This window comes from Klebsiella aerogenes KCTC 2190 (assembly GCF_000215745.1).
Lineage (GTDB): Bacteria > Pseudomonadota > Gammaproteobacteria > Enterobacterales > Enterobacteriaceae > Klebsiella > Klebsiella aerogenes.
Genome location: NC_015663.1, coordinates 4833800 through 4849223 on the forward strand (window position 1 = coordinate 4833800; position 15424 = coordinate 4849223).

General features: G+C 53.8%; 17 protein-coding genes. 10 read left to right on the forward strand and 7 right to left on the reverse strand.

Annotated elements, in window-relative coordinates:
- Positions 1-100 precede the first annotated feature (100 nt).
- From EAE_RS22915 to EAE_RS22945, 7 genes are all read left to right on the forward strand, one after another.
- On the forward strand, positions 101-1069 hold the full coding sequence (locus tag EAE_RS22915; protein ID WP_162184107.1) for a VirK/YbjX family protein: 969 nt from the start codon (positions 101-103) through the stop codon (positions 1067-1069).
- 118 nt (positions 1070-1187) lie between these two features.
- Complete coding sequence (locus tag EAE_RS22920) at positions 1188-1331, forward strand: Ecr family regulatory small membrane protein (RefSeq protein ID WP_015366016.1); 144 nt, start codon at positions 1188-1190, stop codon at positions 1329-1331.
- 483 nt (positions 1332-1814) lie between these two features.
- Positions 1815-2387, forward strand: a complete 573-nt coding sequence (locus EAE_RS22925) for a Csu type fimbrial protein (RefSeq protein WP_015705943.1) — start codon at positions 1815-1817, stop codon at positions 2385-2387.
- A gap of 21 nt (positions 2388-2408) precedes the next feature.
- Positions 2409-2927: a Csu type fimbrial protein gene (locus EAE_RS22930; protein ID WP_015366014.1), complete on the forward strand. Its 519-nt coding sequence runs from the start codon at positions 2409-2411 to the stop codon at positions 2925-2927.
- 17 nt (positions 2928-2944) lie between these two features.
- Positions 2945-3694 (forward strand): fimbrial biogenesis chaperone, encoded by a 750-nt coding sequence (locus EAE_RS22935; protein WP_015366013.1) that lies wholly within the window; start codon positions 2945-2947, stop codon positions 3692-3694.
- 2 nt (positions 3695-3696) lie between these two features.
- Complete coding sequence (locus tag EAE_RS22940) at positions 3697-6021, forward strand: fimbria/pilus outer membrane usher protein (RefSeq protein ID WP_015705944.1); 2325 nt, start codon at positions 3697-3699, stop codon at positions 6019-6021.
- 12 nt (positions 6022-6033) lie between these two features.
- Positions 6034-6987: a Csu type fimbrial protein gene (locus tag EAE_RS22945; protein ID WP_015705945.1), complete on the forward strand. Its 954-nt coding sequence runs from the start codon at positions 6034-6036 to the stop codon at positions 6985-6987.
- A 387-nt stretch (positions 6988-7374) separates the two neighbouring features.
- Here the strand turns inward: EAE_RS22945 and EAE_RS22950 are convergent, their stop codons facing one another.
- Genes EAE_RS22950 through yobA form a run of 3 tightly spaced genes read right to left on the reverse strand, consistent with a single transcriptional unit; the run spans position 7375 to position 8977 of the window.
- Positions 7375-7716 carry a YebY family protein gene (locus EAE_RS22950; RefSeq protein ID WP_015705946.1) on the reverse strand — a complete coding sequence of 114 codons (342 nt, stop codon included), beginning with the start codon at positions 7714-7716 and terminating at the stop codon, positions 7375-7377.
- Between the two features lie 13 nt (positions 7717-7729).
- On the reverse strand, positions 7730-8599 hold the full coding sequence (gene copD / locus EAE_RS22955) for a copper homeostasis membrane protein CopD (protein ID WP_015705947.1): 870 nt from the start codon (positions 8597-8599) through the stop codon (positions 7730-7732).
- Positions 8600-8602: 3 nt separating this feature from the next.
- Positions 8603-8977, reverse strand: a complete 375-nt coding sequence (yobA, locus tag EAE_RS22960; protein WP_026612268.1) for a CopC domain-containing protein YobA — start codon at positions 8975-8977, stop codon at positions 8603-8605.
- A gap of 134 nt (positions 8978-9111) precedes the next feature.
- On the opposite strand from yobA, the gene EAE_RS22965 reads away from it, so the two are divergent.
- Together EAE_RS22965 and exoX are read left to right on the forward strand one after the other, a co-directional pair.
- Positions 9112-9342, forward strand: coding sequence for a DNA polymerase III subunit theta (locus EAE_RS22965; protein ID WP_015366007.1), 231 nt, complete (start codon positions 9112-9114; stop codon positions 9340-9342).
- Between the two features lie 79 nt (positions 9343-9421).
- Entirely contained in the window at positions 9422-10081 is a 660-nt protein-coding gene (gene exoX, locus EAE_RS22970) for an exodeoxyribonuclease X (protein WP_015366006.1), read from the forward strand.
- Positions 10082-10083: 2 nt separating this feature from the next.
- Here the strand turns inward: exoX and ptrB are convergent, their stop codons facing one another.
- The 3 genes from ptrB to EAE_RS22985 form a co-directional block, all read right to left on the reverse strand.
- Positions 10084-12144 carry an oligopeptidase B gene (gene ptrB / locus EAE_RS22975; protein ID WP_015705949.1) on the reverse strand — a complete coding sequence of 687 codons (2061 nt, stop codon included), beginning with the start codon at positions 12142-12144 and terminating at the stop codon, positions 10084-10086.
- Positions 12145-12266: 122 nt separating this feature from the next.
- Entirely contained in the window at positions 12267-12938 is a 672-nt protein-coding gene (locus EAE_RS22980) for a tellurite resistance TerB family protein (protein WP_015705950.1), read from the reverse strand.
- A gap of 104 nt (positions 12939-13042) precedes the next feature.
- Entirely contained in the window at positions 13043-13402 is a 360-nt protein-coding gene (locus EAE_RS22985; RefSeq protein WP_015705951.1) for a YebG family protein, read from the reverse strand.
- Positions 13403-13538: 136 nt separating this feature from the next.
- On the opposite strand from EAE_RS22985, the gene purT reads away from it, so the two are divergent.
- A complete protein-coding gene (purT, locus tag EAE_RS22990) occupies positions 13539-14717 on the forward strand; it encodes a formate-dependent phosphoribosylglycinamide formyltransferase (protein WP_015366002.1) in 1179 nt (392 codons plus the stop codon).
- A 54-nt stretch (positions 14718-14771) separates the two neighbouring features.
- On the opposite strand, the gene EAE_RS22995 is transcribed toward purT, so the two are convergent.
- Positions 14772-15413 (reverse strand): bifunctional 4-hydroxy-2-oxoglutarate aldolase/2-dehydro-3-deoxy-phosphogluconate aldolase, encoded by a 642-nt coding sequence (locus EAE_RS22995; RefSeq protein WP_015366001.1) that lies wholly within the window; start codon positions 15411-15413, stop codon positions 14772-14774.
- Positions 15414-15424: the final 11 nt, after the last annotated feature.

Consider the following 15424-nt stretch of genomic DNA (forward strand, 5'->3'; position numbering starts at 1 on the left):
GTTGAAAATTCATACGTCAATCAACGTTAAACAAGGCGCAAATATAGTCTGGCGAGCCATTAAGGTTGTCCGATGAGATCCTTAAAATAAAGCTCAAATAATGACGAGGTATGACATCGTGACGGACAATAGCCTGCATTCATCATGCACACTTCAGCAACGCTCAAATTTGATTGCCGATCTGGTAATGGGGCGTATCACGCCCGCGCCTATCTGGCAAAAGCGCAACTATCGGCTTAAATTTTTGCTGCGTACGGCGCTGTTCTATCAGCCGACCCGCGAGATGCTGGACACCCTTTCTGCGCGTGGTGATTTCCGCCAACTGCTGGCGGCGCAGGCTACGCTGCCAGGTAAAGTACATCGCCAGTATTTAGTGCGCGACCTTAACGCCCGTCAGCGTTCCCAGGCTATCATTAGCCACTATCAGTACGTCGACTCGCTGGGCGAGAACCGATTGGCAACGGCCATGATATCGCCGTCAGAACGACCGTTACTGACCCTGTCCGCTAAAGATGATGCGGCCTTCACGCTCTTTGCCTCGTCAGCCGGCAAAGCCGAACGAGAAGGTGAAACGACTCTTTGGCTTCGCGATAGCCAGCAGCAACTGTTAGCCAGCGCTACGTTTAGCGTGATTCACCATCAAGGAGAGTGGCAACTGGTCATCGGCGGCCTGCAGGGACCGCGCCGCAATGTCTCTCATGACGCAATTAAACACGCGACCCGCGCCTGCTACGGCCTGTTCCCCAAACGTCTGCTGCTGGAATTCATCTGGCTGTTGGCCGGCCAAAGCAATATTCAGGCTATTTACGCCGTCAGCGATAATGGCCACGTATTCCGCGCTCTGCGCTATCGTTTGAGCAAAGGTCGGCACTTCCATGCCAGCTACGATGAGTTCTGGCAATCAATTGAAGGTGTGCGTGACGATAGTTACCGCTGGCGCTTGCCGCTGAAGCTGGAAAGGAAATCGCTGGAAAGTATCGCCAGCAAAAAACGCGCCGAATATCGCCGCCGTTTCCAGTTAATGGATGATATGGCCGTACAGGTGGCTAATCTGCTACGCGTAAAATAAATATTCATCGCTTATTACGAAAAAATTTCGCCGTTTTAAATAACGGCGTTTTCATTTGCAGATACTTTGGTTAATATCGTGGCCTGTTGATAATCGGTTTAAGTTGGCCATTGACACCATGAGTAAAACTGAAATTTTCCTGCTACTGATTATCCTGCTTATTTTAGGCAGTGCCCTGTGGTTTATTTTCAGTGACGAGATATGGGTATTGGTCAGCTATCTGGAAACTTCACTCTATCCAACGTTAATCACCCCAGAATAACTCCATCGCTCAACACGCAAACCGCATTAATGGTATAGCATTCCATCATTGCCTTATTTTATTTATCATACAAATATGTATACTAGCGGCTTCCGATGTAGACCCACCTTTCACCTGCACTATGGGTCTGGTTGCGTGCAGGTGTCTTCTTTCTGTTGTTTTTTTACTCTCCCCCCTACTAACTTCTTCCCTGGCATTTCGCCAAAAATATGCGCTAACACGACAATTGCAAAAATTATACTAAGCCCTCCGTTCTGCTACTCATAAAATTCAGAGCAAACCACAGAAAAACAATCATAAACAAGAAGTTAAAACCATATAAAAACAAGAAACCAGCTCAAAACACCAATAATAACAATAAAACAGACAAATATAAAAAAATAAGCATTTTTCCAGACAGCGATTATATGTTGATTAATGGGATTAATCTCATCTTCACAAAAACAGGGTTTTACTTAGCGGCTTTCAATCCAGAGGTTCATCATGAACGTCCACACTTTTTCGCGCACTTTGCCTGGTATCTTTATCACAACAGCGCTTCTCGTTCAGGCGCCATGGGTCGCTGCAGCTGGGCTAACCACCGGTACATTAACGGGTCAGGTCGGGGTGCAGTTGACTATCGGCTCGGGCTGTACCGTCACCAATGGTTCCAGCGCAAGCGGGGTAAACAGCTGGGGTACTATTGATTTCGGCACCTATAGCGATTTGGTTAACGCCATAGATAGCAATCTGATTGGCAGCGGCGGCGCCAGCGCGGTCTCAATCATCTGTAGCAATAACCTTCCCGCAACGCTGACATTGAATAACGGTCAGCATGTAGGGACAACCGGACTGCGCCAAATGCAAAGCGCCGACGGCGATCAAATTGCCTACCGGCTTTACTCAAATAGCACCCGTCAGGCTGAATTTACCAGTGCCGGTATCGGTATCACGGGGACGGGTAGCGCTCAGGAAATCCCGATTTATGCCCGGGTGTTGCCGGCAGATCAAGGCGGCGTAACCGCCCCTGCTGAGGGTTTCTACCAGGACGTGGTCACTGCAACATTAACCTGGTAACGCTGTGGAGAAACGGATGTCATGTTGCGCGCAATTTGGCTACTCATATTCTTTTTTTCGACCACAGCCGTCTGGGCTGACAGTGCGCAGAAAACCTTCAAAGTGACCGCGCAGATCACGACCGGCTGCCTGCTTGGCAACGGAACAGGGACCCCTGGCGCTGATTTTGGCACCTTAAATTTTGGCTCCATGTCATCGCTTTATAGCAATGTTGATGTCGCCAGCTCCGCTGGCGCGGGCTCTATCGTTGTCGCGTGTACGCCGGGGATGGCGATCTCGCTGGCGCTTGACTATGGCGTCAACGGCGGCTCTGCGGCTCAACGCTATATGTCCAACGCCACCGGCAGTACGCTGGCTTACCAGCTTTTTCAGGATGCTAACCGCTCTACCGTTTGGGGGACTGGCGCTCAAGCCTACAGCGTCGCCTCATTCCCCAACACGACACAAACTTATACGGTTTATGGCCGCCTTTTTGCCACGAATGGCTTCCCGGCGCAAGGTTCATACACTGATACCGTTACGGTCACGCTGACCTATTAAAATAAGACAGGTTGAATATGATTCATCGTTGTATTGTTGTTTTGCTGGGTTCATCAATAAGTCTTAACGCCTGGGCCGCCAGCTCGGTGCTGGTGTGGCCTATTTTTCAAACCATCAGCGCCAGCGATAAAGGCTCTGAACTGTGGCTGGAAAATCGCGGCGCGACGGCGGTAAATTTACAACTACGCATTTTCGGTTGGGATCAAAAAGAATCTAAAGATCTTTATGCCGATCAAAACGATGTGGTCTCCAGCCCCCCGTTCGCCAATGTTCAGCCAGGACAACGTCAACTTATTCGCCTGATGCGTGTGTCTCCGGTCGCCAGCGGCCAGGAAAAATCATATCGAATCGTGATTGATGAAATTCCCGCGGCGCAGCCGACAAAACAGACTGACAAGAGTTCCGCCGGCCTGAATATGCGCATGCGCTATGTACTGCCTTTGTTTATCTACGGGCAAGGCGCGCAACCGCTGAAGCTGGAAAGCAGCGTCGAACCAATACGAACCGCGCTAAGCTGGTCGCTTAGCGGTCAGAATCTGTGTATTAACAATGCCGGGAATCAACACGCCAGGTTGAGTAATGTCTACTGGTCAACATCAGCAGGAAAGCCGCAGGTCGAACAAACTCAGGGTTTACTGGGGTATGTGCTGGCTAAACGTCGCGTCTGTTTCCCGACATCAGGCCGCGCGGCGAACGCATCCGGGATGCGCCTGTTTGCGAAATTGACTGATAATAGTCAGGCGGTGGAAATTCCGGCAGCGCGTTAACCATGAGGCTTCTCATCGGAACCGGTGGTCTGCTGGCAATTGCTTCGGCAACGGCCTGGGCGGCTACCTATGATTCGTTACCCGCACCTGCGGCCACGCCAGGCACACAGCAGGAGTACGTGCTGTATCTCGGTATTTCCGTCAACGGCAACACGCCTGTGGGTACCGTGCCGGTGAAAGTGATTAATGATCGTTATTGGATCTCCGCTGCGGTACTCAAGCAGATGTGGATCCCTGTTCCCGACGGCAAAACGCTGGTTGACGTAGGAGAGATAGCGGAGGTCAAGGTCGTTTACGACCAGCCCGGGCAAATGCTGAAATTAACCGTTCCGGATAATTGGCTGCCGGAGCAGCATATTGGTAATAGTCGCGAGCAGGAGTATCTGCAGGCGATCAGTACCCCTGGGCTGTTGTTTAACTACGATTCCTATAGCCTGGCTTCTACTGGCGGCGAGCGAACCACCAGCACCTCGACGGAATTTCGCCTTTTCGGCCCAGCCGGGGTGTTTTCAAACAATGCGGTGATCAGACAGAACTGGTCATCTCGTCACGACGATAGCCAACAAGGCTATATTCGCTACGATTCGCTGTGGAAATATAGCGACCCGGAAAGTCTGCTCAGCTATCAGGCGGGGGATGTGGTAAGTAATGCTTTAACCTGGAGTAGTTCAGTACGTGTTGGCGGTCTTCGTCTCAGCCGTAACTTTGCGGTACGCCCGGATCTTATCACCTACCCTTTGCTCAATCTTTCCGGTAGCGCGGCGGTCCCCTCCAGTGTCGATCTCTTTATCAACGGCTACAAAGCCAGCTCAACGCAAATTAACGGCGGCCCTTATACTCTCACCAACGTACCCTACATCAGCGGCGCCGGCGAAGCGACTATCGTCACAACCGATGCGCTTGGCCGCCAGGTCTCCACTAGCGTGCCTTTTTATGTCTCCAACACTCTGCTACGCCAGGGACTCAGCGATTTCGATTTTACCCTCGGCGCGTTGCGTAATAATTACGGCACTAAAAACGCCGACTACGGTGCCGGCGCCGTCAGCGCGATCTATCGCTATGGCTTGACCAATTGGCTGACGGTGTCAACGCATACTGAAGACCGGCAAGGATTAACCAACGGCGGTATCGGCAGCGACATCACTATTGGCACGATTGGCACCTTGAGCCTGTCTGCCAGTGCGAGCCAGGGTGATAAGCAGGGCAACCAGTATTCCGCGGGCTATTCGTACTACGGCAATATCTGGGGGATTAACTATCAGCATATTCAACGCAGCGAGAATTTCGCCAATCTCTCCAGCTATCGCTCAACGACAACCCTCAGCCGTCAGTCAGACCAGGCGACATTAAGTCTCAGCCCATGGGGAAAAGTGCTTGGCGCATTTAGCCTCGGATATTTCGATATCCAGGCCCAGGACAACAGCCGCACCCGGCTGATGAACTTTTCCTGGAGCCGCAGCCTGTGGCGGAACAGCAGCTTTAACCTGAGCATCAACCGCGATTTGCAGGCAGACACCTACTCCAGCATGATGCAGATAACCATTCCCTTCGACAGTTTCGGTTCACTGCAGTTAAGCAGCCAGCGCGCCAACTCCGGCGAGTGGGGGCAAAACGTCGCCTACAATCGTTCCGCCCCTGCGGAAGGCGGTTTCGGCTGGAATTTAGCCCACTCCATCAGTGGAGATCGCTACAGCCAGGCGGATCTGACCTGGGTGAATGATGTTTCAACCTTGAGCGGCGGTTATTACGGTTCGCAGCATGATAATCAGGGCTGGTTTGAAGCAGCAGGCTCGGTGGTAATGATGGATAGCAGCCTGTTCTTCGCGCGACGAATCAGCGATTCATTTATCGTCGTCTCGACCGCCGGCTATCCGGACGTCGCGGTCAATTATGAAAATCGAAAAGTCGGCACTACCGACGATAGCGGGCACCTGCTGATCCCGTGGGCCGCCGCCTGGTATCCGGGCAAAGTGACCCTCGACACTCTGCCGCTGCCAACCGACGTTGAGGCTAAAGTCGTCGAGAAACGCATTGCGGTGCGGGAAGCCAGCGGCGCGCTGGTTGATTTCCCGGTTACACGCGTGCGTTCAGCCTCCATTACCCTGGTTGATAAAACGGGACATCCTTTGCCGCTGGGAACGGCCGTTGAGGAACTTACCAGCCAGCAGTCTGGCGTGGTCGGTTATGACGGTCTGGTGTGGTTTACCCATCTAAACCAGCAAAACCAATTAGTTATTCACACGGCTAACGGCGAATGCCGGGCTTTATTCACGCTGCCGGAATCTACGCCGGTGCCACAACGTATCGGCCCACTAAGCTGTGGCTAAGAATGAACGGAGATGACTTTGAAAGCGATTCTTTGGTTATGTTCATTACTCGTTATTTCAGGCTACAGCGGCTTGATACACGCAGATTGCAAGATTAAGCCTAGCTCGCCTAATTTTGGCTCAGTGAGATCGTTTGATGTGGCGGCAACTCCGCAAGGGGTAAGCGCCGGTGCAGGCTTTAGCTGTACCAACATACTATCGCTTTTTTCAACCAGCACCATTACCGCAACGCTCAAAGATTCGGCAAATAAAAGTGGCAAAATCCCTCGACTTTATAACAGCGCTAACAACGCCTGGATCCCCTATCGAGTTTGTAAAGATGCCGGCTGTAACCCGTCGTATCAAATTGATGGTGCAATCCCCTGGACCATTAACGCGTTGGTTGATCTATTAGGCTTATTTAATACCAGTGACGGAACCATTCCGCTTTATTTCCAGACAATAGCAGGAAGTAATATCCCTGCGGGAACCTATAACGACACCTTGACCATTGAATGGAAATATCACTATTGCCTGATAGGCGCGCTGGGGATCTGCGTACCGGACGATGGCACGTTAACTTCACAAGTTCTTATAACTATGAACGTGACTAACTATTGCTATATTGATGACGCGCCCGATGTCGCCTTCTCCACAGCGGCTCTGGTAGCCGCTTTTAGCGAGGTCAGCGGGCAGTTAACTATCCGCTGCACGCAGAATGCGGCATACAGCATTAACCTTTCCAGCATCAACGCCCTTAACGGCAGTTGGCGGCAAATGAGCCAAACGATTAATTCGACAAATTATTACCTGCAATATCAGCTTTATAAAACCGACGGTAGCGCCTGGACGCCAACAGCAGATGTCAGCCTGGTGGGAAATGGCAACGCACAGCAAACAAACTTCAAAGCTCGGGTGAACGCCTCACAGAGCAATCAACCTGCTGGCGTGTACAGTGATACGGTATTGGTTACCGTGAGCTATTGATTATATTGTCACGTTTTTTTGTAAAGGGAATGTTAAGAATAACTTTGTTGTGATATAAGGGAAAAAGCTCAGCGTTCAGCCGGATGAGCATTAACAATGGATGTGTATAACTCGCTGAATAATAGATAAAAAGAGACCGAACACGATTCCTGTATTCGGTCCAGGGAAATGGCTCTTGGGAGAGAGCCGTGCGCTAAAAGTTGGCATTAATGCAGGCTAAGTCGCCTTGCCTTATAAGAATAGTTGACTGTGACAGGTTTTCCAGTCCGCGACAAAAGCGGTTGAAAAATTGCTGACAACATCCGTTGCGCCAACAAAAAACCGCCGCGTTTTCTTACTGGACGCCGGCGGTTTTTTATCTTTAAAACAAAGTGATATAGGTAATTATCAGCAGAGCTTTTGCGCACGTTCGATAAACGGCGCCAGGCTCATTTTTTGTCCCGGATGCTGCGGGTCGTCGGCCTGGATGACAGAAATCGGCTGAGCGCTGGTCTTGCCGGCCTTCACTTCCTGCTCGGCGACATCATTCAGCGGATACTGCACCAGGGTGCTCGGGTTGATGGCGTACAGCGCATTACCCGGGCGGCAGGTTAACATGACTTCTTCACGGGTGAACGCCCAGTTGTCCTTACCCACTTCAAAACGGCTCACGGTAATCACCTGCGGCGCCGCCAGCGCGGCGCCTGAGCTTGCCAGTAATAACATTGTCAGAACGATTTTTTTCATCATTTAGCCAGTTAATTCAATTAGGTTGCCAGGTCGCGAACAGGCTGACGGCAAGTATCGCCAGCGCGGCAAGCGCCATTTCCAGCTGTGTAGTGCGTAAAATAGTTCGTTCCGCCCGCGAGCCGTTACCTGACATTCGCGGTACCAGAACATACCTGTTCACCAGCGCAATTGCTACCATCCCGGCGACCAGCGCACATTTGAACAACAACACCGTTCCCCACGGTGAGTCGCCAATCAGCTGTCCCTGTATCAACAGCGTATTGCCAATCCCGCTGGCAATCGCGCCAGCCACGGCCAGATGCCCATAGCGTGAAAAACGCATCATGGCGGTTATCGCTACCTGACGCCAGCGCCCGCGCGCCAGTCGCAGGCAGTAGACAAATGGCAACAGCCCGCCGGCCCACGCCGAGACGCAAAACAGATGTAACGCGTGATTGGTGCGCTGTAATGCGCCAACCCAACCATCATGCATCGCCGCATGCCCCACGCCAGCCATCAACAACAACTGCGCGCAAAATAGCAGTAACAATAGACGCGCCGGGCGACGGGGTTTGATCCACGCGACCGCCAGCGCAATCCACGCCAGCACCACCTGCCACAGCCAAACGCCGCCAAACTGCGTCCCGATAACAGCGCGCCAGATTGTGGGTTGCCAGACATCATTCCAGCCATCGCCCATCAACCCGCCCTGCGCCATCAGCATCAAGGTAGCTGAAATAGCGCTAATCATTAGCAGGTAGCGCAGCAGTGGATAAAAGCGCTGCATCAACAGGCGACGCAGCGAGACTGGCGCCCACCATGCGCCGTACAGCGCGCAACCGAAGGCCGTCATCAATGAGATGAAGTGGACAAACCGCAGGCCGACATACACTCCCGACAGCATGGATTACTTCACGCTGAAGTGGTATTGCCCTTTGGTCTTATGGCCGTCAACGGAGACCACATGCCACTCTACGGTGTACTCGCCCGCCGCCAGCGGTTCATTCAGCGGCAGCGTTAATTGCGCTTTATTACCGTCGCTGCGGGCCAGTTTGCCGGTAGCGACAGGTTTATTCTGCGGGCCGCTGAGGGTCACGCCGCTGAAGGAGAGCTCGACGCCTTCACTAAACGTTAACGTGAGCGCCTGCGGCGAAACGGAGACCGTCGAATCGGCCGCCGGGATTTGTTGTTGCAGATGAGCATGAGCAAAAACGCTGGCGGTGGTTAACATAGCGCTGAGAAATACGGCGGCACTTAGCGCGCGTCCGGCGATGGTTCGCATAAACATCATTCCTTTTTGTTATGTATGTTGGACAGAGAATAACCCTGTATAATAGCAGAGTCGAGCTAAGCATCCGGGACTTGCCTTTCAGCGTCACGCTTAGTAACTTTTGCGCCGTAATGAAGGAGGTACTGATGGCAAATAATCTGGCAAAAATTTCGCAAGATGAAATGGACAAGGTCAACGTTGACCTCGCAGCGGCCGGCGTCGCCTTTAAAGAACGCTACAATATGCCCGTCGTTGCCGATCTCGTCGAGCGAGAGCAACCGGCTCACCTGCGCGACTGGTTTCGTGAACGATTGATCGCGCACCGTCTGGCATCCGTGTCACTTTCCCGCCTGCCGTATGAACCGAAAGCGAAATGATTGCTCATTCCTTGAGGATCCCCCCATTGGCAACCGCCGCACATTCTATTACGCTGGGGTTTTTGGCGAGGAGTAAGCCATGCTGCGCGTAATCGATACCGAAACCTGCGGTTTGCAGGGCGGCATTGTTGAAATTGCCTCCGTCGATATCATCGACGGCCGGATAACCAATCCCATGAGTCATCTGGTGCGCCCTGACCGCCCAATCAGCCCGCAGGCAATGGCAATCCATCGCATCACTGAAGAGATGGTGGCCGATAAGCCCTGGATTGAAGAAATCGTGCCGCACTACCAGGGCAGCCCATGGTATGTCGCCCATAACGCCAGCTTTGATCGCCGGGTATTACCGGAAATGAACGGCGAGTGGATTTGTACTATGAAGCTGGCGCGCCGCCTGTGGCCGGGGATTAAGTACAGCAATATGGGGTTGTATAAGTCGCGCAAGCTGAGCGTAGCCACACCGCCGGGTTTGCATCACCACCGCGCGCTGTACGACTGCTATATCACCGCCGCCCTACTGTTGGATATCATGCAGGTTTCCGGCTGGTCGCCGGATGAAATGGCCGACATAACCGGCCGCCCGGCGCTGCTGACTACCTTTACCTTCGGCAAATATCGCGGCAAAGCGGTGTCGGAAGTGGCGGAAAACGATCCAGGTTATTTACGTTGGCTGTTCAATAACCTGGACCGGATGAGCCCGGAACTGCGTCTGACCCTCAAACACTATCTCGGCGAATAACGCTACACTTCCACCTTGCCGGGCAAAGTCCCTTGCGCGAGGGCGATTAAAAAGGCGTACTCCAGGGCCACGCCCTCGTAGCTTTTAAACCGTCCCGACTTACCGCCATGTCCGGAATCCATATCGGTACATAACAGCAGCAGATTGTCGTCGGTTTTCAGCTCGCGTAGCTTCGCCACCCACTTCGCGGGCTCCCAATATTGCACCTGCGAATCATGCAGCCCGGTGGTCACTAACATATGCGGATAAGCCTGGGCTGAGACGCCATCATAGGGGCTATAGCTCTTCATATAGTGATAATAGGTTTCGTCCTGCGGATTCCCCCACTCCTCAAACTCACCGGTCGTGAGCGGAATAGATTCGTCGAGCATGGTGGTCAGTACGTCAACAAACGGCACCTGCGCCACCACGCCGTGGAACAAATCCGGTCGTTGGTTAATCGCCACGCCCATCAACATGCCGCCGGCGCTGCCGCCCATGCCATAACATAATTTAGGGTCGCCATATCCCTGCGCCAGCAGCGCATCGCAGACGTCCAGATAATCGTTAAAGGTATTCTTCTTGTTGAGGAATTTGCCGTCTTCATACCACTGCTGTCCAAGTTCGCCGCCGCCGCGAATATGGGCTATTGCAAAGACAAAACCTCGATCCAGCAGGCTCAAACGGCTGGCGCTAAAATCAGCGTCCATGCTGGCGCCGTAAGATCCATAGCCGTACACCAGTAACGGGTTGGCCCCTTTGCGAAAGTGTTCGCGGTGATAAACCAGCGATACCGGCACCTCCACGCCATCACGCGCTTTCACCCACAGGTGTTCGCTGCGATAACAGGCGGCGTCAAAGCCCTGCACTTCCTGTTGCTTGATAACCCGCCGCTCGCCGGTATCCATATCCAGCTCAAATAGCGTATCCGGGGTGGTCATCGATGAATAACCGTAGCGCAGCCTTGACGTTTCCGGTTCGGGATTATAGGCAAGCCAGGTGACGTAAGCGGGATCGTCAAAGGCAATGCCAACCACTTCCCGCGTTTTACGGTTGATCTGCCGCAGGCTGGTCAAGCCCCGCTGACGCTCCTCGACCACCAGCCAGTCGGTGAATAGAGTAAAACCTTCGAGCATCACATCGGGACGCGCCGGGATCAGCGTCTGCCACTGGTCTTCGTCGCGGAGCACGGTGCGGTAAAGCCCGAAGTTTTTGCCCTCGCGATTAGAACGCAGATAAAACGCGTGCTGATAATGATCGAGGCTATATTCATGATCCTTGCGTCGTGGCAAAAAACACACCGGCTCCGCATCGGGAAGCTCCGGGTTAAGTAATAACACTTCGCTGGTAGTGGCGCTGGCAAGGTAAATCACCACAAACTGCTGGGAGGTGGTCTTATGCACGCTGACATAAAACGTGTCGTCTTTCTCTTCGTAGACCAGTACATCGTTATCTGCGGTGGTACCAACGGCATGTCGCCAGACCTGATACGGCAGCAGCGTCGTCGGGTGTTTGCGCACGTACCACAAGAAGCGCGAGTCGTTGCTCCAGGCGAATCCTGGCGTGACGTTTTCCAGGATCTCCGCCGACCATTCGCCGCTGCTCAGATCCTTAAAACGTAAGCCATACTGACGTCGTGAAAGGTAATCTTCCGCCACCGCCATCAGTTGATTGTTCGGCGCGACGCCTAATCCGCCGAGGGTGTAAAATTCGCTTTTCGCCGCCCGTTGGTTGGCATCAAGCAAAATCTCCCATTCATCCCACTCTTCTTTGAGCACTGACTGACGTTGGTAGATCGCATATTCACAGCCCGGTTCATAAACCTGGCGATAGCGGTAGCCATTTTTGCTATAGGGAGCGGAGACCTCCCGCTGCGGAATGCGATCGATGATTTCCTTCAGCACCCGCTCCTGCAGGCTGCTTTGCGAGTCCATCACCTTTTTACCGTAGTCATTTTCCTGATGGAGATAGTCCAGCACTTCCGGGCGCGCGCGTTCGTCATCGCGCAGCCAGTAGTAATTATCGATGCGAGTGTCGCCATGTAGCGTCATGGCGTGGGGGATCCGTTTAGCTTTCGGTAGCATGCGTTATTCTTCTGCGTCTTATTATGGAATCACAAAATCACTCAGGGCATCGTGCGCCCTGAACGATGTCGTGTCTATAAGGGTGGCAAAAGTGGCCAGCGATGCAAGCGGAACGCTCTCTTTTAAGAATCAAGCGCCTGCTTTTGCGCCTGAACATCGCGTTCTATCTCTTCGCGGACATCTTCAGGCAGTTTAAGCGCGTCACCGAGCGCATCCAGGTAGCTGCGCTCCATAAAATGGTCGATATCAATTACCGCGCAGCTGAGGTAGTAAATTTCCAGCGCTTCTTGCCCATCGCGCACGCTTTGCGCCAGCCGTTGCGGGTCGAGCGGCTGGGTTAAAACCCTGTCGATCAACACCCGGCCCTGCACGTCGATGTTCGCCGCTCGCAACTGCTCTTCTATATGCTGACGTTCACGCTCGTCAATATGACCGTCGCTTTTGGCGGCGAAGACTAACGCGGTAATCAGCCGCTCGCTGCGCGCATCGAGCACAACCGGTTCCTGGGTAGACGCTGTTGATGTCTGTGTCGCGATATCTGCCTGCTGGCCGCGCATTTTTTGCTGATACTTATTCCACAGCACGCTGCCGGCCACCGCGCCACCGCCAACCAGCAGCGCGCCGGTGCCATATTTCGCCAGCAGCTTACGCGATGATTTGCTGGCGACCAACAAGCCAGCAAGGCCGCCCAAGGCGCCGGGCAGCAGGTTTTTAGCGGATGAAGATTTTTCAGCGGAGACGGGATTGCCCTGCTGGCCCAGCAGGGACTGGAGTTGATTAAGCCAGTTAGCCATAACATTCCTCATAGCGCGAGATGCAATGCCATCAGCCTAAACGACAAGACGTCAGGAAATGTTATGACTGGCTAAAGATGCGAAAATTTCCGCTTCGCCGGTTATCAGGCGGCCTTTGCTTTGCGCGGCTTTTTCGCGGCGCCTTCTTCGGCGGCACCAGGCTGAGCTTCATCCTCTGTAGGCGCAGACTCCGGCATTTCTGCCGCCGCCTCAGCATGCTCTTCTGCTTCCGGCAATTTCCCTGACTTCAGAATGTGGTGTAAGGCGTCTTTGCGCTCGGCCAGCCACATCGACATATTGTCACGCTGAGCTTCATCCAATTCCAGCGGGCACGTGACCAGCCAGTCATTGAGCACCTCTGCCAAATCGAGCATTTTGTCGTAAGCATCGGCCTCTTTTTTGCTGGCAAAAGACATTTTTTCCTCACCTTCACGGATCACGACGTATTTGATTTCAACCGCCATTGTGCAGCCTCTTTATACTGTATTTATATACAGTATATCAAATTTCGCCGCTGTTCTCAACTTACGCGTGTAAAGACAGACGCAAACGTTTTCGTTTATAATGCGCGCCATGTTCTGTTTACGCTGAGAGTAGGTTATGACTTTATTAGGCACCGCGCTGCGCCCCGCGGCCACGAAGGTAATGTTGTTAGGTTCCGGCGAGCTCGGAAAAGAAGTCGCCATTGAGTGCCAGCGGTTGGGTATTGAAACCATCGCCGTCGACCGCTATCCCGATGCGCCGGCGATGCAGGTGGCCCATCGTTCGCACGTCATCAATATGCTGCACGGCGACGCGCTGCGTGAACTGATCGCCTTAGAAAAGCCGGATTATATCGTGCCGGAGATCGAAGCCATTGCTACCGACACGCTTGTTGAGCTGGAGCTGGCCGGGCAAAAAGTAGTGCCGACGGCGAGAGCCGCAAAACTCACCATGAATCGCGAAGGCATTCGCCGCCTCGCGGCCGAAGAGCTGCAAATTCCCACCTCTGCCTATCGTTTTGCCGACAGTGAAGAGGGGTTCCGCGCTGCCGTCGACGAAATTGGTTTGCCTTGTATCATTAAGCCGGTGATGAGCTCCTCCGGTAAAGGCCAGAGCTTTATCCGCTCGGCTGACCAGCTCAGCGCCGCCTGGCAATACGCCCAACAAGGCGGGCGAGCAGGCGCCGGACGCGTCATCGTCGAAGGGGTGGTAAATTTTGATTTTGAAATTACGCTGCTCACCGTCAGCGCCGTCGACGGCGTCCACTTTTGCGCCCCGGTAGGCCATCGTCAGGAAGATGGCGACTACCGTGAATCCTGGCAGCCGCAGCAGATGAGCGATCTCGCGCTGCAACGCGCGCAGGAGATCGCCCGCAAAGTGGTGCTGGCGCTGGGGGGATATGGACTGTTCGGCGTTGAATTGTTCGTTTGCGGCGATGAAGTGATCTTCAGCGAAGTCTCCCCTCGCCCGCACGATACCGGTATGGTCACTCTGATCTCGCAGGATCTTTCGGAATTCGCCCTGCACGTTCGCGCCTTCCTCGGCCTGCCGATCGGCGCCATCCGCCAGTATGGACCGGCGGCATCGGCGGTGATTTTACCGCAGCTAACCAGTGAGAACGTGACCTTTAGCAATCTACAGGCCGCCGTCGGCGCGAGTCTGCAGTTGCGTCTGTTCGGTAAACCGGAGATCGCCGGCGCGCGTCGCCTGGGGGTTACCCTGGCGGTTGCTGACAACGTCGATGAAGCCATCAGCCGCGCCAAAACCGCTGCCGCCGCGGTCGTCGTGAAGGGATAAAAAAAAGCCCGGTCGCTCACGCGGACCGGGCTTCTGTCATTACAGGCGCAGAAATTATTTCGCGCCTTCTACCGCTTCGCGGGCCAGTTTGGTGATGCGATCGTAGTCGCCGTTTTCCAGCGCGTCGGCCGGAACCAGCCAGGAGCCGCCGATGCACAGCACGCTGTTCAGCGCCAGATAGTCGCGGTAATTCGCCGGAGAGATGCCGCCGGTCGGGCAAAAACGAATGTGGCCGAATGGACCGGCAATCGCCTGCAACGCTTTCACGCCGCCGTTCGCTTCCGCCGGGAAGAATTTGAACTCTTTCAGGCCATACTGCATGCCCAGCATCAGCTCGGATACGGTGCTAATACCCGGGATCAGCGGGATGGTGCCTTCGCCGGTCGCCGCTTTCAGCAGGGATTCGGTCAGGCCCGGGCTGATAGCGAACTGCGCGCCTGCTTCAGTAACGGCTTTCAGCTGCTCAACGTTGGTCACGGTCCCGGCGCCGACAATCGCCTCCGGCACTTCTTTGGCGATAGCGCGGATAGCTTCCAGCGCGCATTCGGTGCGCAGCGTAACTTCCAGAACGCGTACACCACCGGCAACCAGCGCTTTCGCCATTGGCACCGCGTGTTCCAGCTTTTTCACCACGATAACCGGTACGACCGGGCCGTTAGTGAGGATTGCTTCTGCAGTTGTTTTCCAGTTTTTCATCAGAGTTTTCT

Excerpts from the sequence above, each read along its gene's own strand:
- EAE_RS22980 (WP_015705950.1), bottom strand. The coding sequence starts at position 12,938 with ATGGCTAACTGGCTTAATCAACTCCAGTCCCTGCTGGGCCAGCAGGGC.
- ptrB (WP_015705949.1), bottom strand. The coding sequence starts at position 12,144 with ATGCTACCGAAAGCTAAACGGATCCCCCACGCCATGACGCTACATGGC.
- purT (WP_015366002.1), top strand. The coding sequence starts at position 13,539 with ATGACTTTATTAGGCACCGCGCTGCGCCCCGCGGCCACGAAGGTAATG.
- copD (WP_015705947.1), bottom strand. The coding sequence starts at position 8,599 with ATGCTGTCGGGAGTGTATGTCGGCCTGCGGTTTGTCCACTTCATCTCA.
- EAE_RS22920 (WP_015366016.1), top strand. The coding sequence starts at position 1,188 with ATGAGTAAAACTGAAATTTTCCTGCTACTGATTATCCTGCTTATTTTA.
- EAE_RS22995 (WP_015366001.1), bottom strand. The coding sequence starts at position 15,413 with ATGAAAAACTGGAAAACAACTGCAGAAGCAATCCTCACTAACGGCCCG.
- EAE_RS22950 (WP_015705946.1), bottom strand. The coding sequence starts at position 7,716 with ATGATGAAAAAAATCGTTCTGACAATGTTATTACTGGCAAGCTCAGGC.
- exoX (WP_015366006.1), top strand. The coding sequence starts at position 9,422 with ATGCTGCGCGTAATCGATACCGAAACCTGCGGTTTGCAGGGCGGCATT.
- EAE_RS22915 (WP_162184107.1), top strand. The coding sequence starts at position 101 with ATGACGAGGTATGACATCGTGACGGACAATAGCCTGCATTCATCATGC.
- EAE_RS22935 (WP_015366013.1), top strand. The coding sequence starts at position 2,945 with ATGATTCATCGTTGTATTGTTGTTTTGCTGGGTTCATCAATAAGTCTT.
- EAE_RS22985 (WP_015705951.1), bottom strand. The coding sequence starts at position 13,402 with ATGGCGGTTGAAATCAAATACGTCGTGATCCGTGAAGGTGAGGAAAAA.
- EAE_RS22940 (WP_015705944.1), top strand. The coding sequence starts at position 3,697 with ATGAGGCTTCTCATCGGAACCGGTGGTCTGCTGGCAATTGCTTCGGCA.
- EAE_RS22965 (WP_015366007.1), top strand. The coding sequence starts at position 9,112 with ATGGCAAATAATCTGGCAAAAATTTCGCAAGATGAAATGGACAAGGTC.
- EAE_RS22930 (WP_015366014.1), top strand. The coding sequence starts at position 2,409 with ATGTTGCGCGCAATTTGGCTACTCATATTCTTTTTTTCGACCACAGCC.
- EAE_RS22925 (WP_015705943.1), top strand. The coding sequence starts at position 1,815 with ATGAACGTCCACACTTTTTCGCGCACTTTGCCTGGTATCTTTATCACA.
- yobA (WP_026612268.1), bottom strand. The coding sequence starts at position 8,977 with ATGCGAACCATCGCCGGACGCGCGCTAAGTGCCGCCGTATTTCTCAGC.
- EAE_RS22945 (WP_015705945.1), top strand. The coding sequence starts at position 6,034 with ATGACTTTGAAAGCGATTCTTTGGTTATGTTCATTACTCGTTATTTCA.